Annotated in this window: 15 protein-coding genes; 4 read left to right on the top strand and 11 right to left on the bottom strand. The window is 39.5% G+C overall.

Annotated features, from left to right (window positions below; all coding sequences use genetic code 11):
- Positions 1 to 1,158: 1,158 nt before the first annotated feature.
- The gene (locus tag ACN1CD_RS23115) at positions 1,159 to 1,368 is read left to right on the top strand and encodes a hypothetical protein (protein WP_419132792.1); all 210 of its coding nucleotides are present in this window, start codon (positions 1,159 to 1,161) and stop codon (positions 1,366 to 1,368) included.
- Between the two features lie 487 nt (positions 1,369 to 1,855).
- Here the strand turns inward: ACN1CD_RS23115 and ACN1CD_RS23110 are convergent, their stop codons facing one another.
- The 11 genes from ACN1CD_RS23110 to ACN1CD_RS23060 form a co-directional block, all read right to left on the bottom strand.
- Positions 1,856 to 3,133, bottom strand: coding sequence for a fibronectin type III domain-containing protein (locus ACN1CD_RS23110; protein WP_419132791.1), 1,278 nt, complete (start codon positions 3,131 to 3,133; stop codon positions 1,856 to 1,858).
- A 5-nt stretch (positions 3,134 to 3,138) separates the two neighbouring features.
- On the bottom strand, positions 3,139 to 6,198 hold the full coding sequence (locus ACN1CD_RS23105) for a TonB-dependent receptor (RefSeq protein WP_419132790.1): 3,060 nt from the start codon (positions 6,196 to 6,198) through the stop codon (positions 3,139 to 3,141).
- Between the two features lie 110 nt (positions 6,199 to 6,308).
- On the bottom strand, positions 6,309 to 7,304 hold the full coding sequence (locus ACN1CD_RS23100) for a FecR family protein (protein WP_419132789.1): 996 nt from the start codon (positions 7,302 to 7,304) through the stop codon (positions 6,309 to 6,311).
- Positions 7,305 to 7,364: 60 nt separating this feature from the next.
- Positions 7,365 to 7,925 carry a sigma-70 family RNA polymerase sigma factor gene (locus ACN1CD_RS23095; protein WP_419132788.1) on the bottom strand — a complete coding sequence of 187 codons (561 nt, stop codon included), beginning with the start codon at positions 7,923 to 7,925 and terminating at the stop codon, positions 7,365 to 7,367.
- A gap of 151 nt (positions 7,926 to 8,076) precedes the next feature.
- Positions 8,077 to 9,420 carry an alkaline phosphatase family protein gene (locus ACN1CD_RS23090; protein WP_419132787.1) on the bottom strand — a complete coding sequence of 448 codons (1,344 nt, stop codon included), beginning with the start codon at positions 9,418 to 9,420 and terminating at the stop codon, positions 8,077 to 8,079.
- 8 nt (positions 9,421 to 9,428) lie between these two features.
- Positions 9,429 to 10,853, bottom strand: coding sequence for a hypothetical protein (locus ACN1CD_RS23085; protein WP_419132786.1), 1,425 nt, complete (start codon positions 10,851 to 10,853; stop codon positions 9,429 to 9,431).
- An 11-nt stretch (positions 10,854 to 10,864) separates the two neighbouring features.
- Entirely contained in the window at positions 10,865 to 14,002 is a 3,138-nt protein-coding gene (locus tag ACN1CD_RS23080) for a TonB-dependent receptor domain-containing protein (RefSeq protein ID WP_419132785.1), read from the bottom strand.
- Positions 14,003 to 14,187: 185 nt separating this feature from the next.
- Positions 14,188 to 15,168, bottom strand: coding sequence for a FecR family protein (locus ACN1CD_RS23075; protein ID WP_419132784.1), 981 nt, complete (start codon positions 15,166 to 15,168; stop codon positions 14,188 to 14,190).
- A gap of 65 nt (positions 15,169 to 15,233) precedes the next feature.
- Entirely contained in the window at positions 15,234 to 15,842 is a 609-nt protein-coding gene (locus ACN1CD_RS23070) for an RNA polymerase sigma factor (protein ID WP_419132783.1), read from the bottom strand.
- Positions 15,843 to 16,034: 192 nt separating this feature from the next.
- Positions 16,035 to 16,763: an esterase family protein gene (locus ACN1CD_RS23065; protein ID WP_419132782.1), complete on the bottom strand. Its 729-nt coding sequence runs from the start codon at positions 16,761 to 16,763 to the stop codon at positions 16,035 to 16,037.
- A 60-nt stretch (positions 16,764 to 16,823) separates the two neighbouring features.
- Positions 16,824 to 17,411: a GDSL-type esterase/lipase family protein gene (locus tag ACN1CD_RS23060; protein WP_419132781.1), complete on the bottom strand. Its 588-nt coding sequence runs from the start codon at positions 17,409 to 17,411 to the stop codon at positions 16,824 to 16,826.
- A 43-nt stretch (positions 17,412 to 17,454) separates the two neighbouring features.
- On the opposite strand from ACN1CD_RS23060, the gene ACN1CD_RS23055 reads away from it, so the two are divergent.
- The 3 genes from ACN1CD_RS23055 (at position 17,455) to ACN1CD_RS23045 (ending at position 21,438) form a co-directional block, all read left to right on the top strand.
- Positions 17,455 to 17,817 carry a hypothetical protein gene (locus ACN1CD_RS23055; RefSeq protein WP_419132780.1) on the top strand — a complete coding sequence of 121 codons (363 nt, stop codon included), beginning with the start codon at positions 17,455 to 17,457 and terminating at the stop codon, positions 17,815 to 17,817.
- Between the two features lie 1,322 nt (positions 17,818 to 19,139).
- Positions 19,140 to 20,822, top strand: a complete 1,683-nt coding sequence (locus tag ACN1CD_RS23050; RefSeq protein ID WP_419132779.1) for a GMC oxidoreductase — start codon at positions 19,140 to 19,142, stop codon at positions 20,820 to 20,822.
- 10 nt (positions 20,823 to 20,832) lie between these two features.
- Positions 20,833 to 21,438: a gluconate 2-dehydrogenase subunit 3 family protein gene (locus ACN1CD_RS23045; protein WP_419132778.1), complete on the top strand. Its 606-nt coding sequence runs from the start codon at positions 20,833 to 20,835 to the stop codon at positions 21,436 to 21,438.
- Positions 21,439 to 21,568 lie beyond the last annotated feature (130 nt).

Here is a 21,568-nt window from a genome sequence, read left to right as displayed (position 1 = left end):
TTCAGGACCTATGTTTTAATATTATTGATTTTTTTTAAACGCTAGCTGCGAAGAATGCTTTTTTCTGCGCCCTTTCCCTCCCGGGGAAAGGTGCCGACAGGCGGATAGGGGCCATCTTTTTCCGCTGTGCAGGCTTGCCTCGGCTAGCCGCCGAAGGGCTATCTTCTTTTTCTTGACAAAAAGAAGCAAAAGTCAAGGCTTGGATCTGATGTCGGATAAATTCGTTAAAGCTTTATTTCGGCAGCACAAGCCGCGATGAAAAATCGCGGAATACGCGCTGCCTTGGGTAGTGGTGGTTTGAAAGTTTTTGCAGAAGCTTTAAAGTTTTCTCCTTCCATCATCTCCTATGCCGGATAGCAGGATGGAAATAGCGTGGTGCTTCATTAGATCTGTGATGTTTCTTAATACGAATATAGGTTTAGGGCATCGCATGAATGGTGTGTTAAAGCGGTCGTCATCCTGAATTTGATTCAGGACCTATGTTTTAATATTATTGATTTTTTGCAATCGCTAGCTGCGAAGAATGTTTTTTCTACGCCCTTTCCCATCTGGGGAAAGGTGCCGCTAGGCGGATAGGGGCTTTTTCTCCTTCCATCATCTCCTATGCCGGATAGCGAGGTGGAAATAGCATGGTGCTTCATTAGATCTACGAGGTTTCTTAATTTGAATATAGGTTTTTTGGGTATCGCATGAACGGAGGGTTTAAAGCGGTCGTCATCCTGAACTTGATTCAGGACCTATGTTTTAATATTACAGTTTTTTCTCAATCGCTAGGTGCGAAGAATGTTTTTTCTACGCCCTTTCCCATCTGGGGAAAGGTGCCGCTAGGCGGATAGGGCTTTTTCTCCTTCCATCATCTCCTAGGCCGGATAGCGAGGTGGAAATAGCGTAGTGCTTCATTAAATCTATGAGGTTTCTTAATGTAAATTGGTTTTTGTGACATCGCATGAACGGTGGGTTAAAGCGATCGTCATCCTGAACTTGATTCAGGACCTATGTTTTAATATTACTGATTTTTTTCAATCGCTAGCTGTGAAGAATGTTTTTTTTCTACGCCCTTTCCCATCTGGGGAAAGGTGCCGCCAGGCGGATAGGGGCTTTTTTTTCCGCTGCGCTGGCTTGCCTCGGCTGGCCGCCGAAGGGCTCTTACTTTTTTGCTTGATCAAAAAAGTAACAAAAAAATCAAGGCTTGGATCTGATGTCGGATTAGCGCGTCGAAATTTAAATGGCGGTAGCGCAAGGGCTCGATTTGGTTATAATAAAGGATTTATTTTAGGAGCCGTTCGCGCTACCTTGGGTTTGAGGTCTTTGAACGTTGGTGTAAAAATTTCAACGGCTTCTCCTTCCATCATCTCCTATGCCGGATAGCGAGGTGGAAATAGCATGGTGCTTCATTAGATCTACTAGGTTTCTTAATTTGAATATAGGTTTTTAGGGTATCGCATGAACGGAGGGTTAAAGCGGTCGTCATCCTGAACTTGATTCAAGACCTATGTTTTAATATTACAGATTTTTTTAAATCGCTGGTTGCGAAGAATGTTTTTTTCTACGCCCTTTCCCATCTGGGGAAAGGTGCCGCCAGGCGGATAGGGGCTTTCTTTTCCGTTGGAAAGAACCATGGTGGTCAAAGCGCCAGACAACGTTCTATGTGAATGGTTTCAAATTATAAATCTTTAAATATTCTGCTATTTGGTGGTATTTATATTTCAACTCACTTACGGATATTATAATTACCCAAAAAGAAAACCCCATTCACAAACGATTGATATGAATGGGGTTATAATTGGTAATGAACTGCATCAATACAAATCCAGTTGATTTTAAGTTGAATAAAAACCTAAATGATTCTTTAAAATTATTTTTTCGCTCGTGTATCTGTAAAAGCTGCGGCTTTGTTTTTAGATTTTTTTACTAATTTGAAACTGTCGAACACCTCGCCTGATGCTTTGTAAGCCGTGTATTGTAGTTCTTCGCCATTGATTGAAATAATTTGAAATAACTGGGTATCTTCTGCAAATACATCCATCCATTTTGGATCAACGTCAACTTTGTACATCTTTGGTCCGGCTACCGATACCACATACATAGGTCCACCAACTTTGCCCGATGTACCAGTAGGTAAATTTTGCCCACGGCTGTAGGTATGATCATGGCCTTGCATTAATAAATCGACGTGGTATTTATCAAATAAAGGTTTGAAAATTTCTCTAAATTCTTTATTATCACGTCCTTTAGCTGTTGAGTAAATGGGGTGGTGATAGGTAATCATGGTCCATTTTTTTGGATTGTTTTTTAATACGTCTTCCAGCCATTTCGCCTGAATTTTTAGAGAATTAGAATCCAGAACAATCATTTGAGAGTTTAGGGAAATGATTCTTACATTAGCATAATCTATATAATAAACCGATTCTTTTAATCCTTCTGGTCCATTTTCTGGTAAGGTATATTGTGCTTTCCAGTGCGGATCTAGTGTTAATGCCTTCTGTTCATCGCGAAAATACTCGTGGTTTCCAGATGATGGAATACTGGGAATCATTCCATTGATGAAACCGCCGCCAAAATGCCATTCTCCCCATTCGTTATCGTTATTAGAACGGTTGATTAAATCGCCCGCATGTATAATAAAACGGGCATCACCATGTGTGGCAAAGGCTCTTCTAATTACCCGCGACCATTTCGATCTGATGTCGTTTTGTGCATCGCCGAGGTAAATGAAAGAAAAAGGCTTATCCTGAGCTGGTGCGGTTTTAAACTGGAACCATTCGCTCCAGTTTTTGCCATCGCCAACGCGGTAAGTATAAACCTTATCAGGCTGTAAACCTGTAAAAGTTACGCTATGGTAGTTTGCAGTTTCGTACTCCTTACCCTTTAATGCCGTAGTAGTAGCCTTAATCTCGCTCGATTCTGGTTTCTCCAACTTCGGAGAGCTACTTTCTATCAAAACCTGTCCGAAACTTTGGCTTACGGTAGAATCTGTTCTCCAGGTAACTGATTGCGTGGTGGTTGGATCTGCCGACCAGGTTAAAATAATCCGATCGGGAATTGCTGTAGCTTTAAAAGATTGTGCAGCGCTATTTTTATAAGTGATGCAAAGTAGCACCGCAATACTTATTTTTAAGATGATTTTTTTCATTTTTTTTAGTGAAAAGGGGTGTATTTAAAACCTAGATTGGCCCATGATGAATAATATTTGTGGTCGTTTGGTCTTCCATCACCATAATCCAGAATAATTTGCGCATTGTTGATATTACTAATGCCCATGAAAATAGAGAAGCTTTTACTGATTTTTTGCGATGCAGAAAAATCCAGTTGCGTACGGCCTTTTTCCATTAAATCGTTTGCCTCCACATCTGCCAGTTCAGAAATAAATGTGTCGTAAAAATTCAATGAGATACGACCCGAAAACCCGTATTTTTCATATGAAAGTGAGGCATTTCCAACTTTCGGCCGCATAGATGGTAACCTTACTGTACGTTCGCTAACCAAACCCGGTACTTTAAATTTCGATTGAATTTGGGTAAAGTTACCGTAAATACCGAATCCGTTTAAGAAACCAGGTAAAAAGGTAAGTTGTTGTTGCCAGGCAAGTTCGTAACCATAAACATGTGCATTTGCACCATTTACAGTTTGTGTAACCTGGTAGCCATTAAAATTGCCGCCAACTTGTGTATAAATACTTTCGTAGATGTAATTTTCTATGTTTTTGTAGAATACTCCGCCAGAAATGAGTCCTAAAGATTTTAGATAGTGCTCAAATAATAAATCAACATTGGTAGAAGTAGCCTGATCAAGGAAAGGATTACCAATTTTCATACGCTTACGTCTTGGTTCTACTTCCTGCCACGGCACCAAGCTATAATAACCCGGACGGGATAGTGATCTGGTTACCGCGGCCCTGAAGTTGGTGTGTGTATTCAGTGCATATTTTAAATTTAAACTTGGGAAAAATCCCTCAAATGAAGATTTGGTATTCACCTTATTGGTGCTTACATAATTGCCGGTATTATCAAAATTTACAATATTTCCGTTATAGTTGAATCCAGTACGTTCGTATCTTAAACCTGTAATAATATCAAGCTTGTTTAAAGTAAGTTTACCCATTCCATAAGCTGCTGTTAATGATTCGTTTCCGTTGTAAGAATCCGGATCGGTATTTTGACGGATGTAGGTGGTATTATCAACAAAAAGCGATTTGTTGTTTTGATAATATTCTTCCATTAAATAACCATCAGAAATGGCACCCGATAAATTGTAGTTTCCGTCGAAATATTCTTTACGCTCGTAATCGCCCAAAAAGTTTGTTAACAATAATCTACCTGTTTTCAATGTGTATTGATAATAACTACGGGTATGATCATCTTCTTTATACTTATAGCGACCACCAAATTTGATTAGCAATTTGTTTTTTTCACTTAAATCAAAATTACGCTCGATGTTTGCAGAGGCTTGTCCATCTTTATCATGCGCAATTTGATGGCGATTGGTGTAGTAATTTGTAGTGTAGTTAGCTGCATTATCCGGATCTACGTTACCAAAGTTGAATTGTGGTGCTCTTGGGTTCGAAACATCTATTGTTGCAGCTAACCCTGTGTTGGTGAAGTAACCGTCAAAGTACAGCGGTTGATCATATAATCCGGTTGAATAAGTAAAATCTACATTGGCTTTCCAGTTGTTAAATTCTGTTTTATAACCCAATGAAACGGTTGCTAAATCGCGATTATAGTTTCTTGGTGTTCCGCTTGAACCAATGCTTACTCCGGTTACGGTGTTAATATCTGTATAATTACCAATGCTGTAACTTTTTGTTCCCCTGGTTTGAAGTTCATAAAATTTATTAAAAGAGCCTCTTAAATAAATCTGGCTTTTCTCTGTCGGAAAGAAATCAAGCTCACCTTGCAAGCCTAAATTTTCACGTCTCAAATCTGTTCCCTCCAGCTCCAGGTTGGAAAGCAATATCCTATCTACACCATTAATTTTATAAGTACCATAATCTTTCTGAACGCGATCTTCGCCTCTAAAACTTTTGCTATAGTTTATGCCGAATAAATAGGCCCATTTGTTCTGGCGCTTTCCGTAGGTAATCGATCCATCAATATTTTGTTTATCAACCAGAAAGTTATGGCCAAAAGATCCTTTTACCTGAAGTTGTTGCTGACCAGGTTTTGGGGTTTTAGAGATGATATTAACCGAGCCAGCTGTTCCATCGGCATCCATATCTGGCGTTAAGGTTTTGTTTACCTCAATGGCTTCTACAGTAGATGATAAAATCCCATTCAAATCAATTTCTCTGGAACTGGTAGAAGTAGATGGAAGCCTGTTTCCATTTAAAGTAACCGAACCCATAGATTGATCTAAACCTCTGATGATGATGTTTCTTGGAAGTCCGTAGCTGTAATCCATGGCAATACCCGGTACACGTTGCATGGCCTCGCCAACGGTAGCATCAGGAAAACGTTCAATCTGCTCTTCTGAAAGTACATATTTGATATTATCCGCATTGCGCATATTGCTTAATGCCACCGCCTCACCACGTCTGATGCCGTTAACGGTAATGCCTTTCATATCGTTATTTAGGCCCGAAATTTTAAAATCTACATTGGTAGTTTTACCATCTTCAATATTAACGGTGTACTCGCTGCTGTTGTAACCAATGTAGTTAACCACAAGTACAACTTTACCTACCGGAACATTATCAATAATGAAATAACCATTTACATCTGTAATAAATTTACGGTTGGCGCCTTTTAAAATTACGGTTGCATAAGGCAGTGTTTTGTTGTTTTCCTTGTCTTTAACGTAACCAATAATCGATCCTGGTTTGGCTTGTTTAACTGGTATGGGTTTGTTTTTGATGATAATCATTCCGTTTTGCTCAATTATCATCAGTTGATTTTGATGCAAAAGAGGTATTAAAATTGTTCTTGCGGTTTTAGCAAAATCGCTGACAGAAACTTTTTTGCTGGTGTTTTCGATGTTGGTGTAAACGAAACCAACTCCGGTTTTTTGTTCAATTTGTTTCAATACCTCCTTTAGTGGAACGTTTTTAAGGTTTAAACTAATTTTGGTGTCTAAACCGGTTTGTCCGCTTGCCTCAGTTGCTTGCAAGAGGTTGATAAACAGGATAGAGGTGATGGCATAAATCAGGCTTACTCGCATAATTATTTTCACAAGGCGGTTAGCCCCATTAAAATTTTTCATAAATTTGGGTGTGTTTAAATGTTCGTGTTTATTCATATTTACAGATCAATCGAAAGTTCGCAGCTAACGATTAATCCTATTAAGGCCGTTTCCGATTTGGGATCGGCTTTTTAGTTTTCCTTACATGCGTTTCCTCCTTTTAAATAAATAGTTTGATCGATTTTTTTTATCTCTATGTTCATCACGGTTTGTATTGTTTTTAATATTGCTGCCAAATCTTTGTGCTCAAATCTGGCAGTAAGTTTACAGGAAGGATGTTTGTAGGCTGTGGTATCGAACTCCACATTAAACCGTCTTGATAAAGTGGCCAGTACTTCCATAATTGGGGTTTGCTCAAAAATTAATGAACCGTTTCGCCAATCTTCGGCAGTAGCCATGCTGGTAAGCACTTTAGAAAAAGTTTTGGCAAGCGTATCAAAAGTTAAACTGTTGTGAGGCAATAAGAAAATGGGCTTAGATTTATCCTCATTTTTTAAAACGCCAACTTTACCTGATGTTACTGAAACCTGAATATGGCTTTCGCTTTTGTAAGCCCTTATGTTAAAGCTGGTACCATAAACTACTGTTTTTATCTTGCCACTTTCTACCACAAACGGTTGTTTACGCTGATGCCTAACATCAAAAAAAGCTTCGCCAGAAAGTTGAACCAGGCGATTATTGTTTTTTAGAAAATCTTTTTGGTATCGAATGCTGCTACCTGAATTGAGCATTACTGTTGAGCGGTCTGGAAGGGTTACAGATAATATTTTGCCGGGCGAGGCAGTTTGTATGGTCCACTCGGTTACGCGTTTTTGCTTATTATTGTTGATAAAGTTGAGCCCAAAAATAAACAGTGCAGCTATGCAGGCTGCGGCCATTCCATAAGCCCAGTAGTACTGTTGTTTTGGCCGGGAATTGGCCGATATTGAATCAGCCTTCAGGTCAGGGATTTCAAAAGTTTCTTCTGATTTCAACTTTCCGGTAAGATGCCAAAGCATGGCACTTTCCTGATACTTTCTTTTATTGTCACTATCCTCAGCAAGCCATAAATCCAATTCTTTTTTCGATGTGCTGGTTTCTGTATGGCTAAGCCGTTTAACAATATGGTTCCAAATTTCGTCTTTCATGTAGATGTAGTCTTCATGGGTAAAGACAGATCTGAAAGCAGAAAATACGGGCTGCCGAAGTTAAGCTTCTGTTAAGTGTTGATTAAAAAATTGCGCACAGTTTTCGTGAATGAATTTCATGCTTTTAGCCAGATGATCTTCTACCGTTCGAGGTGAAATTTGCAGCAGCTCTGCTATTTCGCTGTAGTTGAACCCTTCTATGCGATGCATTCTAAAAACAAGCTGCCTTTTTTGAGGGAGTTTTGAAATTAATTTTTGCAGATAAATCAATTGATCTGATTCTTCCGCTAAAAAATCATGTGGTTGAGAAGTATCAGAAATTGTGGTGAGTTCATGCGTATCAAAGTAACTTACTGTTTTTTTACGCTGGCTACCTAAGTAATTAAGGGCGGCATTTTTAACTGATTTGAAAAGATAAGCTTTATCATTATCAATTTCATGACTGGTGTTCCAAATTTTTATAAATACGTCATTTACGATGCTGGATGAGGTTTCATCATCATTGAGGAGATAATTTGCATAGTTTTTTAATATAGAAGCCCATCTTTTATAAAGCAATTCTACATTAGTGTAGCCTTGCTCCAAATCTTTTTCCTGTTCAATTTTGGTAAGCGTTTCCAACTGGTTATTATCTGCTCAAAGTATGGAAGAAAATGTTAATACCGTATTAATACAATGTTATGCTATGGAGTAATATTCTGGCGAACTTATTTTGAAAAATCAAAAGCCCCAATCATTATAACCGGGGCTTTTGATACTTGCAAAGGCTTTACTATTTTAGAATTTCAGATACCGCTTTCCCATCAGGATTGGTGAGGGAAAAACCAAGAAGTTTAGCTACTGTTGGTGCTACATCTTCAAGGCCAATGGATTCCAACACGATCCCATTTTTTACACCTGCACCAATGATGATAAAACCCGTACGTATTTCTGGGCTATCTGGAAAATATCCGTGAGCGCCACCTTTTCTAGGTGTACTGATAGCTCCTGTTGCTCCATCTTGTATGTATACGCCCTTAGTTGCGGCTAATGCAAAGCTGGCGTGAGGATCGGCACCAATTTTATCCAGTTCATCACGCTCCACTATCCTGAACATTTTTTTATATTGATCGGGTAGCGATGCCAGTTTCTTGCGAACTTTGGCTAGTGTTGATTGATCATTTAAATCTTTAAGATGAAAAAACGCTGAACCTCCTGCAGTTTGAAATTTGGCCACCGGCTCATCTTTTCCAACTTTACTATCAATACCAATTTCGGTAAGCCAGATATTAGGTGATAGTGTTTTTTCTAAGTCAACAAAGCCGTGGTCTCCTGTGATAATGATTGTTGTACTATCTTTTAAACCTGATCTTTCTACAGCATCCAAAATATTCATTACTGCATGATCTGCTGCGGCTACTGCTTTATTTACGCCCGCTCCTGATCTGCCTTCTTTGTGCTCAGCACCATCTACACCAGCAATATGAATACTCAGTAAAGCGGGTTTGTATTTGCGGAATATATAGGCGGCCATTCGGCTATTGTTCTCATCCATTGCTAATGAGCTGAGGTTTAGTGCTTCCATTTCAACATCGCCAATCGCAAACTTCTCCATTTCTTCTAATAATCCCTTTGGCGTGGCAAATTCTGATATTGCACTTTTACGGTCGGCCATATTAGTGGCAGACCATATTTCTGGTAAATTATAGTCAATTTCTGCACCTACTGAAATTGGCCAGGAGATAGAGGCTGATTTTAGTCCCTTTTTTCTGGCGGCCTGCCATAAGGTTTCTGCTTTTATTTTTTTGCTGTCGGTTGTCCATACATACTTGTTATTTTCATCCGGCATGGTGTTGTAGGTGATGCCGTGTTTTGCCGGAAACGTACCGGTAATCAATGTAGTATGCGATGGATAAGTTACACTTGGAAAAATGCAACGTACACCTTTTGCGTATGATCCCTTCTCCATCAATTGTTGAAGGTTAGGAGCAGGCCAGCTTTTATCCATGTAAAAATCTGGGCGAAAACCATCTATACTCACTAGTATCACGTGTTTAGTTGTTTGGGCATTTGCCTGGATAGTTGCTGTCGCGATTATGGCCAGCCCGATATATCTTTTTAAAAAATTGAATTTCATCTTGATCATTAGTTAATAAATGGAAAAATTTCTTTAGCTGTTTTGTTGGCAACAAGTACCTTGTTCATATCATACTTCATTGTCACAACGCCAGTTGCCAAATTGTTACTGAAGTCATCCATTCCTCTATTTAATGGGATAAATGAAGGGATTTGTGCAATCAAATCTGTCGGTTTAACATTTGAATTATTCAACTGCTCGGTTTGAGATACCGGATATTTAATGCCCAGGTCGGTCATTCTTCGGCCTTCGGCAACAAAAATTTCCTGTCTAAGTCTGTAAATCAAGTATAATAAGGCATTTTGAGTAGTGGCATTATTAATATCGTTGATGTTTACCAATGTGCCGGAAATGGTTGAAACATTAATGTTCCCGGTTTTTCTATTTAAAACATATCCTGTGCGCTCCGTATCACTTTCATCAAACTTTACCTTAGCAGCGGTTAAAGGATAATCATTTCGATTACCTCCGTTTCGGGTTTCCTTTGAATCGTTTAACGATACTATGGGGCGTTTTGCAATCACATCAGTTAATAGATTTTTCAAGGTAGTTTGTGCACCTGTGAAATCATTTTGAGAGGCCTGAACCTCAGCAACAATCAGGTAAGCTTCTTCTGATTTAATATAACTGATCGGTTTTTGATCCAGCGCAATTGTACCCGTGTTATAATACTTGGGGTCGAGAAAATCCAGGCGAGGAAGTGGAGCAAACTCATTGGTGGTAGAAGAGAAGAGATAGGTTTGGAAGGTATTAGCCGCTCCGTTCTGACCATCGAATGCTTGTTGTTTTAAAAGCATTGGATTTGCCATTGCGGCCGTTGCAAATGTTCTTGCCTGGGTAGCATCTCCTAAATTGTAATAAATTCGTGCTTTTAATAAAGTGTAAGCCAGTTTTTCATTTACATCGGCTTGCATTGAAAGCGCCAGATCTAATTCCGTTAATGCAATGGCATAATGCTGAGCCGGGGAAAGTACTACACCTTTTGCAGCTCCGGGAAGGCCGACAAAAAGTTCACCGCTAAGGATATGCGCATAAGCATTTATAAAGTGCATTTCTGCTTTTTGATTATTAGTGGTCGTAGCATCAGCAGCAACAACTGTTGAAAGGCCGTATTCTGAAAGCTCACGTAATCTTTGTATTGATGATTGAATGGTGTTTACATCAAGATCAAAATTATCGATTTGTGGAATATCAAAAACCTTGTTGCTTAAAGTTCTGTTGTTAAAATAATTATCAGAGACTAATTCTGTATTGGTAATTGTCTGGTTCATCACCAATGCCATTTGTCTTCTAAGTCCGGTAAGCCAGGTTGTAGTTACATTAGTTGTGGTTAAATAGACTTCGTCTGTAATATTTGGGTTATCCTTCTCACATCCCAATAAGGCGATGGATAGCATTAAAGCAATAAAAATATTTTTAATATAGGTTTTCATATCTCTTAACATTAAAAGTTTATTCTAAGTGAGCCAACAAATTGTCTTGGTGCCGAATAGGTGGAGTAGGAGATCCCACCAGTGGTAGCGCCATTTTGTCCCTGAGAACTTCCGCTGATGGTTGCTTCAGGATCGAAACTAGAGGTGGCAAAATTAAATGGATTAACTACAGAGAAACCAACGTTAATGGTTTTTACAGCCCCTTTCCATATTGTAGGTTTAAAGTTATAACCTACCCCAATGGTTCTGATTTTGATAAAATCTGTTTTTTCTACGAACATATTGGTCACATCTAACCACCTTGTTCTGCCACTCTTATCAATTTCTGCCTGTGGTATTCCCTCAGTTGAAGCGCCGTAATTGAACCTGAACTGTCTATCGAACGATACTGCATTTGCACCTTTTTGATAGTCGGCATTTGCGAAAAAGTTAAAGGCTTTATATTGAAAGTTCATTCCCATGCTTCCAAATAGATTGGGAACAGTAGTACCCAGGTTTTCCTGTGCGGTAGTGCTTACCAAAAGTCCTTGCTCATTAAATACACCATAATTACCTCTGATAAATCCGATAGGCAATCCTTCCTGAACAACCGTTTGAACGGTTCGGGCGCTAAATCCATTAATGTTAAATGGTGCGGCACCGCCAGCGCTAAGTACTTTGTTGTATAATGTGTTTACCGACAGATTAAATCTTAAACTGGTATTAGTCGTTTTGATCGGAGTAAGTACCATGTTAAATTCTAAGCCACGGTTTAAAATCTTTCCAACATTTTGCAACTGACTGGTTTCGCCTGTTGAAGGTGCCGGTGGTACAACAAAGAGGGCATCGTTGGTAATGGAGTGATAGAAACCTGCCGAGATAATAATTCTGTCGTTTAAGAATCCAAGATCGGCACCAGCCTCGATAGTAGTTGTTTTTTCAGGCTTTAAGTCTGCATTTCCAGGCTGACCAAAAGAAGCTGCCTGCGCACCATTAAAACCTACAAAGGCAATTGTACGCTCGTTTGCAAATGGAGTAGGGAAATTTCCTGCTATACCATAATTACCACGGATTTTTGCGGAAGAAATAACCTTTGAAACTGATTGGAAAAAGGGTTCTGCACTTGGAATATAAGATAATCCCACTTTTGGATAATATTGTATGCCAATATTTTTACCAAATGCAGAGTTCCCATCTCCACGAAGGCCTAAATCCAGGAATAATTTATTTTTGTATCCTGCATTTTCCTGTAAATAAATACCGTAGCTGGTTACTGCAGAGTAATATTCATCACCGGTTCTGGTAGCGGCAATACTAATGGTTTGTGCGCCATCCCTGATGTTGGTTCCGGTATATTGTATCTGGTGATCTTCATTTCTGAAAAACTGTCCGCCGGCGGTAGTAATAAAGGAGAAATCACCCACTTTAGCCTCATACTGACCATTGAGTTCGAAGGTTAAGCCGAAATAATTACGGTCGAAGTTATCAATGCTTCCCTGGTCGGTGATGGCGGTATTGGTGGTGTGTGATAAATATTTATTCGTGGTGATGATCTGCTGTCTTTGCGCCCTGTAATCAACTCCACCTGTAGCTTTTAAAGTCAGGTTTTTTAAAGGCTGATATTTAAATACTTGTGAGGTTTGGAATCTGTTGATCGTAATCCCGTTGTCCTGAAGTGCTTCTGCCTGATCTACAAATGCCTTAATAGCTGCATATTCGGTATCTGTCATGGCATCCAAATCACTTTTGAACCTTGGCCCGGTAATGGAGGATGCACCACTCTCGGCAAACCAAAGGCCGGTATAACCACCCTGATTACCGTTTCGGCTTCTTTTGTATTTATTATTGATGAAACTGAAAGAACTTTCATAGCTTACTTTTTCACCCAATGAGGCCCTGAGTCCGGTTCTTAAATCAATACGCTGATTACTATTCTGATCATAGATTTGTGTTCCCGTGCTATTTTGATAACCTCCGGAGAAGCTATAGCCAAATTTACCATTGCCACCATTCAGCGCCAGATTATGTTTTTGATAAAGCCCATTCTGAAACAAAAGATCTTTGCTTCGCTTAAAGTGCAGGTAATCACTTGTTGGCGTTTCCACACCAATTTGAGTTTCCAAAGTGATATCTGTTTTATCTGCACCACCTTTTTTAGTGATGATCTGAATAACGCCATTAGCGGCATCAGAACCATATAACGTTGTTGCCGCACCACCATTTACAAATTCTATTTTTTCGATATTATCCATTGGAATATCTGAAATGGAACTAATGGCCGCACCTTGAGCACTTCCGCCTCCCAAAGCTGCCCTGGTGTTCAGGTTATCCATCCGAACTCCATCTACATAGATAATTGGCGTAGAGCTGATGAATGCAGAATTAACGCCCCTTGATCTAATGATCGAGGTTGCGCCCGCCTGTCCGCCTGTTAACCGGATCTGTGCATTCGGGAGTTTTGATTGTAATAACTGATCTATTCTGGAAGCAGGTATATCACGGATATCTTTTTCAGAAATACTCACCACATTGGATGATAATCTTCTTTTACTCACATCAATCCCCTGGCCGGTAACCACTACCTCATCCAGGCCTAAAAGATCTTCTTCCAGCTGTACATTTACCGTTAAGTTTGTGGTGTTTTTTGCCACAGCAAATGTTTTGGTTTTATAACCAATTGATCTTACTTCGATCACAACATCTTGCTGGTCTGTCGGGATAGAAAGGCGGTAACTTCCCTTACTGTCAGTTTGGGTGGCTGTATTGCTGCCTTGTACCCGGATGCTGATGCCTGGTAAGGTTTCGCCCGTACGCTTATCCGTAATTTGTCCTGAAACGATCATTGGCGGCGATACTTTTCTGGTATTGATCAGGATATATTTATCACTGATCTGGCGGATTTCTACATTGCTGTTTTTCATCAGCGATGTAAGCACCTGTGAAACACTTTGACCTTTTACATCGATAGTAAAAGTTTTGGCATTTAGCGCACTGGAGATTTCATAACCAATAACGAATTTCGATTTTTGCTCAATCAGATCGAGCACTTTTCTAAAGGAGATGTCTTTCGCAGAGAGATCAATTTTGACCTCGTTCATGGATTGCCCTGCGGTGGTGTTCGCGTATAGCAATGCATTAGAAAGAAAAAGCAATACGATTGTTAGCTTCATTTTTAGGGAAAAAAGTGACCATGTCGGGTTTTTGGAACCCGGATAATATTTTTGCATATTTGAATAAGTTTTTAATGTTATTAAGCATTTCATTGGAAATCATGAGCATTGCTGCAATGCTCAAATTGGCCGTAAATGTTAGCGCATTTTCGGCTTTTTTTGTTTTGATCAGTCTACATCATCATTTATTTAATTGTGATTTGATTGGTTTGGTAAATAAATTTTCTCTTCGTTAACATAGATAGTATTTCCATTACCCTGTTCGCAGGGTCTTTGTCAAAACGTATGGTATAGCGTTTCCCATTATGCACTTGGTTATGCATTACAACTTTAATGTGATAATATCGCTCCAGCTGATTGCTGATTTCAATTATCGTGGCGTTATCTATATAAAGTCTGTTGTCTTTCCATGCAGAAATCAACGGCATAGCCTCCGTTTTGAGTACTGTTTCTTTGGTTTTGGTATAATAACTTAATGTGGTGCCCCTGGTCATTTCCCTGGCAAGTGTAGATCCGTTTATGACGCTTGATACACTAACCTTACCCGAAACCACCCCAATTTTGATCTTGTCTCGGTCTGGATAAGCATTGATGTTAAAGGAAGTGCCAAGTACGCTGGTATTAACCTGGCCCGAGCGGATAATAAATGGTCTTTTTTTATCTTTTGCGATCTCAAAAAAAGCTTCGCCAATTAAGCTGACACGGCGATCTTTTGCCCCAAAATCTTTTTCAATAGTTAGTTGGCTACTTACATTGAGCAAAATCTTTGATCCATCTTTTAATGTCACCAGTTTTGCAGCCAGAGGAGCAGAGGTGAAGATTATGGCCGATGTTGACTTTTTTTTGTCTTTATTCAGATAAGGATAACCAAGCATTCCTATGCTCAGGCAAAAGAAAAATATTGCGGCGTATTTAATGTAATTGTCCTGAAGATTTGTTTTTCTTTTTCCCAGTTTATCAATAACTTCCTCGTTAAGATGATTTTTGATGCTTTTTTCGAGAAACGCTCGCTGATCCGGATCATCAAGCAAGGGGATGGATGATGTATTTTTATCAAGTTGATCGTACCACGAATCAACTGCTTTTTGTTCAGCCTCGTTTAGCTTGCCCTGTAAGGACGCTTTTAGGATTTTTTTAAGTGCTTTTTGTTTGCTCGTTTGTGACATCGTTACTATAGATATCACAGTAATAGGGAGTAGGTACTTTAAGTTAATGTTATCGAAACATCAATTTATTTGTTGTGCAAAATAGTAGCTACAGCAATAATAAACGGAACTGTATGATCGGTATGGTATTTACCGAGTTTGAATCTGATGGTAATCAAGGCCGAGCTGATATTGTTTTTTACCGTCTGCTCCGAGATCGATAATTTTTGTGCAATTTCTCTAATGGAGAGTTCCTGCTCTCTACTTAAGCGGTAAGGAACCTGCAACCGCTCAGGAAGGCTGTTTACTTCTTTATCCAAGAGTTGTTGAAGCTCATTAGTCATCAAATTGCTATCTGTACTTATACCTGAAGGGACATTCAAGGCATAGGTGAGCGCCTCTTCGCTTGCAATAGCAATACCTGGTCTGGAAAAATGATTGATGATGAGGTATTTCGCGGCGGTGAAGAGGTAGGGAGCGAGGCTTTGCTCGCGATCTGTTGTAATGGTTTCTTTATTTTTCCACAGACCAAGAAATATATCCTGAACAAAATCCTTCGCTATTTCATCATCTTTTATCCTGATCCAGATATGTCGGTAAAGATCTTCCCAATAATGGTTAACTATTTTGGTGTATGCCATATGATTACCAGCTTTAACCAACTCCATTAAACTTTTATCTGACGACAACTTCATAACTACGCCAAAGTTACAAGGGCACTATAAACTATATGTTAACTTTATTTAAAGGCGCCTAATTTTAGCAACTGTTGCCAGGCTTTTCTATAAATGTTATCACCTTTCAAAACCCCTGCCTGGATCATTAGTGGTTCAGCTGCCATTTTATTTGTTTTTTTAACAAACAATCGGAAGATTCAAAAAAATGAATTAGATGTATAGTGGAGCCATTTTACGCCAATAATGTGGTCGATGAGCATCGCTATCCCAGGTATAAAAGTTATTTGCAATGCCTTTTTCTGATAACACCTTGCTGATGTATTTGTTGCTTTCTAAAAAGGGATCTGTTTCGCCTACCGCAATAATAATCTCCATATTTTTAATTTGGTTGATCACGTTGGCATCATTAAGGTTGGTGAGGTATTGTTCAGGCATGTTATAATAAACGAGATCATCTCTAAAACCATTCAGCAGATCATGAAATGGAGGTTGGCATTGGGTAAGGTCATATCTACCGCTTATCCCAACCGTTTTCTTAAAAAACTGTGGATGTCTCATGGCAAGATTTATGGCATGGAATGCGCCCATGCTAAATCCAGCTGTCTCTATATAATCATTACTGTTTTTAAGATTCACAAGTGGCAAGACCTCGTTAATAATATATCTTTCATATTGTAAATGTCTTGCTATTCGAACAGATGGGAAAACGCTATCATTGTAGAAACTTTCTTGATCTATGCTGTCTAAACAAAAAAGTTGAATTTCTCCCTGTTCTATCTGTGGTGATAAGGCATTAACAATTCCCCAGTTCTCGTAATCATAAAAGCGAGCCATGCGGGTTGGGAACAGCAATACTGCTCTACCCTGGTGTCCAAAGACTAGCAGTTCCATATCCCTGCCGAGATGATTACTAAACCATTTATGGTATTCTCTTTTCATCTTAAGTTTTATATAAAGATATAATTGTGACGTTACCACACAGTTAAGTGGAAGTAATGATTATCCTAAATTTTGTTTGATAATTTCTGTCCATAAACGATATCCGGTTTTACTTAAATGGAGCCCATCTTTGTCGTAGAAAATGGGATCCGGAGTTCCGGATTTATTGAGCATTGGTTCAAAAACATCAATAAACTTCCAATTTTCACTTTTTCTGATTATTTCACTTTTAATGAGATTATTCGTGTACTTAAATTGCTCGGCCATTTGCCATCTGGAAGGGCTGGGTTTGAGGGATATGAAATAGCAAGGGATATTACCGAAACGTTCTTCCACTTTGACCATCAATTGAAGAAAAAAAAGAAAAACCTCCTCTGGATTTCGACCATCGCCTAGGTCATTGTCGCCAGCGTAAAAAATAAGTACCTTGGGATCGTAATCTATCATTATTCTTTCAAAAAACCAGACACATGCTGCCAGGGTTGATCCGCCGAAACCAAGATTCACCGTATTGCGGTTAGGGAAATCTTCCTCAAGACTTTGCCATAGCCGAATGGATGAACTTCCATAAAATATGGTGACATACTTATTTCTCTTCCAGAGGGGGATTTGTTCTAAACGCTTAATCTCATCTTCATACCAATACATATTTGTGAATATATAAGTTATCTGAAGAACTAATATGATCAAAATGTTAAATCTCTTTAAATTTTTATGGAATGGGGGGCTTTTATGTATTCGTCTTTGCGAGGTACAAAGCAATCTTAAAGCAATGGCTATCTATGTTTATATTATCTCGTCCTGGCCGGACGGGCTTATTTTCTTTTGGCACCAAAAGAAACAAAAGTGCCGGCTCGCAATTTTTCTGTTAAAGTCAGTAGGCAGGCTTGGACAGTGCCATCCCGAAAAATTGACCATGCCGGTCTTAGAGCTGAACGAAGAAACAGTGGTTTGGCCTTGTATGGGGGCCACAGCGATCGTCATTCCTATATCCTATAATCTTTGCGAGCCAAGAAGCAATCTTAAAGCGATCGCCATATTCATTGAGTGGTAGTGAGGCGCTACGATTACGATGTTTTTTACTCTTCATAATTAAAAGAATTATCTCGTCCTGGCCGGCCGGGCCTATTTTCTTTTGGCACCAAAAGACCAGCGAAGCTAGCTTGAACACCAAAAACAATAAATACAAGTGAAAACACAAAAGTGCCGGCTCGCAATTATTCATATATTTTTTATGTTTTTATCTGCATTCATGAGGGCTGCGCCGTTTTTCTGTTAAAGTCAGTTGGCAGGCTTGGACAGTGCCATCCCGAAAAATTGACCATGCCGGTCTAAGAGCTGAACGAAGAAACAGTGGTTTGGCCTTGTGTATGGGCCACAGCGATCGCCATTCCTATATCCTATAATTTATTAATTTACGCACTATCTGCGTCTTTGCAAGGTATGAAGCAATCATAATGCGATCGCTATAGGCGTTGATTTGCAGCGAGACACTACGACTAGATTTTGCTGGTCGACTTACGAAGTTTATGCGGCCTGTGCGATAGGGAAACTTCGTAAGTCTAATAACGAATTTAGATGCGTATTAAAACTGTCGAAGTCTTTCTACGCTCCGGCCTTTGAGACTTCGCAAGTTAGTCGACTTACGAAGTTTATGCGGCCTGTGCGATAGGGAAACTTCGTCAGTCTAATAACGAATTTAGATGCTTATTAAAACTGTCGAAGTCTTTCTGCGCTTTAGCCTTTGAGACTTCGCAAGTTAGTCGACTTACGAAGTTTATGCGGCCTGTGCGATAGGGAAACTTCGTAAGTCTAATAACGAATTTAGATGCGTATTAAAACTGTCGAATTCTTTCTACGCTTCGGCTTTTGAGACTTCGCAAGTTAGTCGACTTACGAAGTTTATGCGGCCTGTGCGATAGGGAAACTTCGTCAGTCTAATAACATTTAGATGCGTATTAAAACTGTCGAATTCTTTCTGCGCTTTAGCCTTTGAGACTTCGCAAGTTAGTCGACTTACGAAGTTTATGCGGCCTGTGCGATAGGGAAACTTCGTCAGTCTAATAACAAATTTAGATGCGTATTAAAACTGTCGAAGTCTTTCTACGCTCCGGCCTTTGAGACTTCGCAAGTTAGTCGACTTACGAAGTTTATGCGGCCTGTGCGATAGGGAAACTTCGTTAGTCTAATAACGAATTTAGAAGCATATTAAAACTGTCGAAGTCTTTCTACGCTCCGGCCTTTGAGATTTCGCAAGTTAGTCGACTTACGAAGTTGAGGTGGCCTTGCTACAATTATAAGCGATTGGAAGTTTTTTAAATTTCAGCTGTTTTCTCATGGAACACTATTATATTTGTTAGATAACCAAATATCTACATGACTAACAAAACTGTTTATGATGCTATAGTTGTCGGCTCCGGAATTAGTGGTGGTTGGGCTGCAAAGGAGCTGACGGAAAAGGGCCTGAAAGTGTTGCTTTTGGAACGCGGCAGAAATTTCGAACATATCAAAGACTATAAGTCTGCTCAAGGTGATCCTTTTTTATTTCCACATCGCGGGAAAACAACCCAGGAACAACGTAAAAACTATCCGGTAATTCATCGGGGATGGGCTGCCCACGAGCCTGTGATGGATTATTGGGCGAATGAAAAAGACAGTCCTTATGTAGAAACCAAGCCCTTTACCTGGTGGCGTAGTTACCAAATGGGTGGGCGTTCAATCTTATGGGGCCGCCAGAGTTATCGCTTAAGTGATCTAGATTTTGCAGCAAATGAAAAAGATGGGATAGCCGTTGATTGGCCTATTCGTTATCAGGATATTTCTCCATGGTATGATTATGTTGAAAAATTTGCCGGAATTAGCGGTTCTAAAGATGGTATCGCTCATTTACCCGATGGCATATTTTTGCCTCCAATGGATTTGAACTGTGTAGAAAAAGATGTAGCAGCCAGAATAAAAGCACATTATAAGAATGAAAGGCATTTAATTATCGGTCGCACCGCAAACCTTACTGCAGCCATTCCAGGCAGAACAAAATGCCAGTTTAGAAATCGTTGTTGGGAAGGTTGTATTTTTGGTGGCTATTTTAGTACGCAATCTTCAACGCTGCCTGCTGCTTTGCAAACTGGCAATTTAACCGTAAGGCCGTTTTCCATCGTTACTCAAATTCTATACGATAAAGATACCAGGAAAGCAAAAGGCGTGGAGGTTCTGGATGCAGAAACCAATCAAACTTATGAGTTTAACGCTAAAATAGTGTTTCTCTGTGCTTCAGCATTGAACAGTGCCTGGGTATTGCTTAATTCTGCGAAAGATATCTGGCCTGGAGGCTTGGGTAGTAGTAGTGGTGAACTTGGTCATAATGTAATGGATCATCATTACAATCTGGGCTGTTCTGGAACTATTGAGGGTTATGAAGATCAATATTACTATGGAAACCGGGCTAATGGTTTTTATATACCACGCTTTGTTAATTTAGGTAATGATAAGCGTGATTATCTCAGAGGTTTTGGCTTTCAGGGAAGTGCAAGCAGGTCTGGATGGAGTAGTAATATACCAGAGTTAGGAATTGGCGGAGCTTTTAAAGAAGCAATGACTGAACCCGGCGGCTGGTCTATCGGCGCTACCGGTTTCGGAGAGATTTTACCAGATCACCGGAATAAAATATCATTAGATCTTAACGCAAAGGATAAGTGGGGTTTACCAGTTTTAAATATGGATGCAGAACTGCAGGAGAACGAGATCAAAATGCGTAAAGATATTTTAATAGAAATAAAAGCAATGTTCGAAGCTGCTGGTATAAAGAACATCAGCAGTTGGGATAGTGGCCATGCCATGGGGCACGGTATACACGAAATGGGTACGGCGAGAATGGGGCGGTCAGAAAAAACTTCGGTACTAAATGGCAATAACCAGGTTTGGGATTGCAAAAACGTATTTGTAACCGATGGTGCCTGTATGACCTCTTCTGCCTGCCAGAATCCATCATTAACCTACATGGCGCTTACCGCCAGAGCTGCCGATTTTGCTGTTCGTGAACTGAAAAATGGAAATCTGTAATTAAAATCCAATGGATAGAAGAGATTTATTAAAATCAATTGCCATATTAACTGGCGGAACACTGGTAGGGGGAGATTTGTTATTGAGTAGCTTTACCAATCCAGATCCTAAAGCGGTTGGAATATTATCGCTTGATCAGATAAAATTCCTTAATGAGCTTGGCGAAACAATTTTACCTACAACTGCAAAATCTAAAGGTGCTCGGGCTGCAAATGTTGGTGCATTAATAAATGTGATCACTTCTGATTGTTACAGGAAGGAAGAGCAAATCACATTTATGGAGAGCTTAAAGCAGATCAATGCGGAGGTGTTGAAAAGCCTGAAAAAGCCATTTCAAAGTGCTACTAAAACGGAACGGGATAAATTTTTAACGGTTTTAGATCAGGAGGCTTACCATTATCAGCAGGAGAAGCATGTAAAAGATAATGATGGAAGAAAAAGCAATAAAGATTATGTTCCATTGCCAAATCATTATTTTACAGGTTTAAAACAGCTCATTATCTGGGCTTATTTTAATTCAGAAATTGGGGCTACTGAAGCGCTTAGATTTGTTTCGGTGCCTACGCGTTATGATGGGTGTGTGCCTTATCACAAGGGCGATCGGTCTTGGTATTAAAATAGTTAATGATCTTTTACTGGTTAGTCTATTGGAAAGAAGTAGAATGTCTATAAAGAAATCTGTAGCCTTATTTTAACTAAAAGATAAATACAGATATTAAATATCAATATCGAAAAAAGAGGCTGTA

Source organism: Pedobacter sp. N23S346 (assembly GCF_048515415.1).
Taxonomy (GTDB): domain Bacteria; phylum Bacteroidota; class Bacteroidia; order Sphingobacteriales; family Sphingobacteriaceae; genus Pedobacter.
Note: the sequence above shows the minus strand (reverse complement) of the source record. Positions and strands in the feature narration are given on the sequence as shown.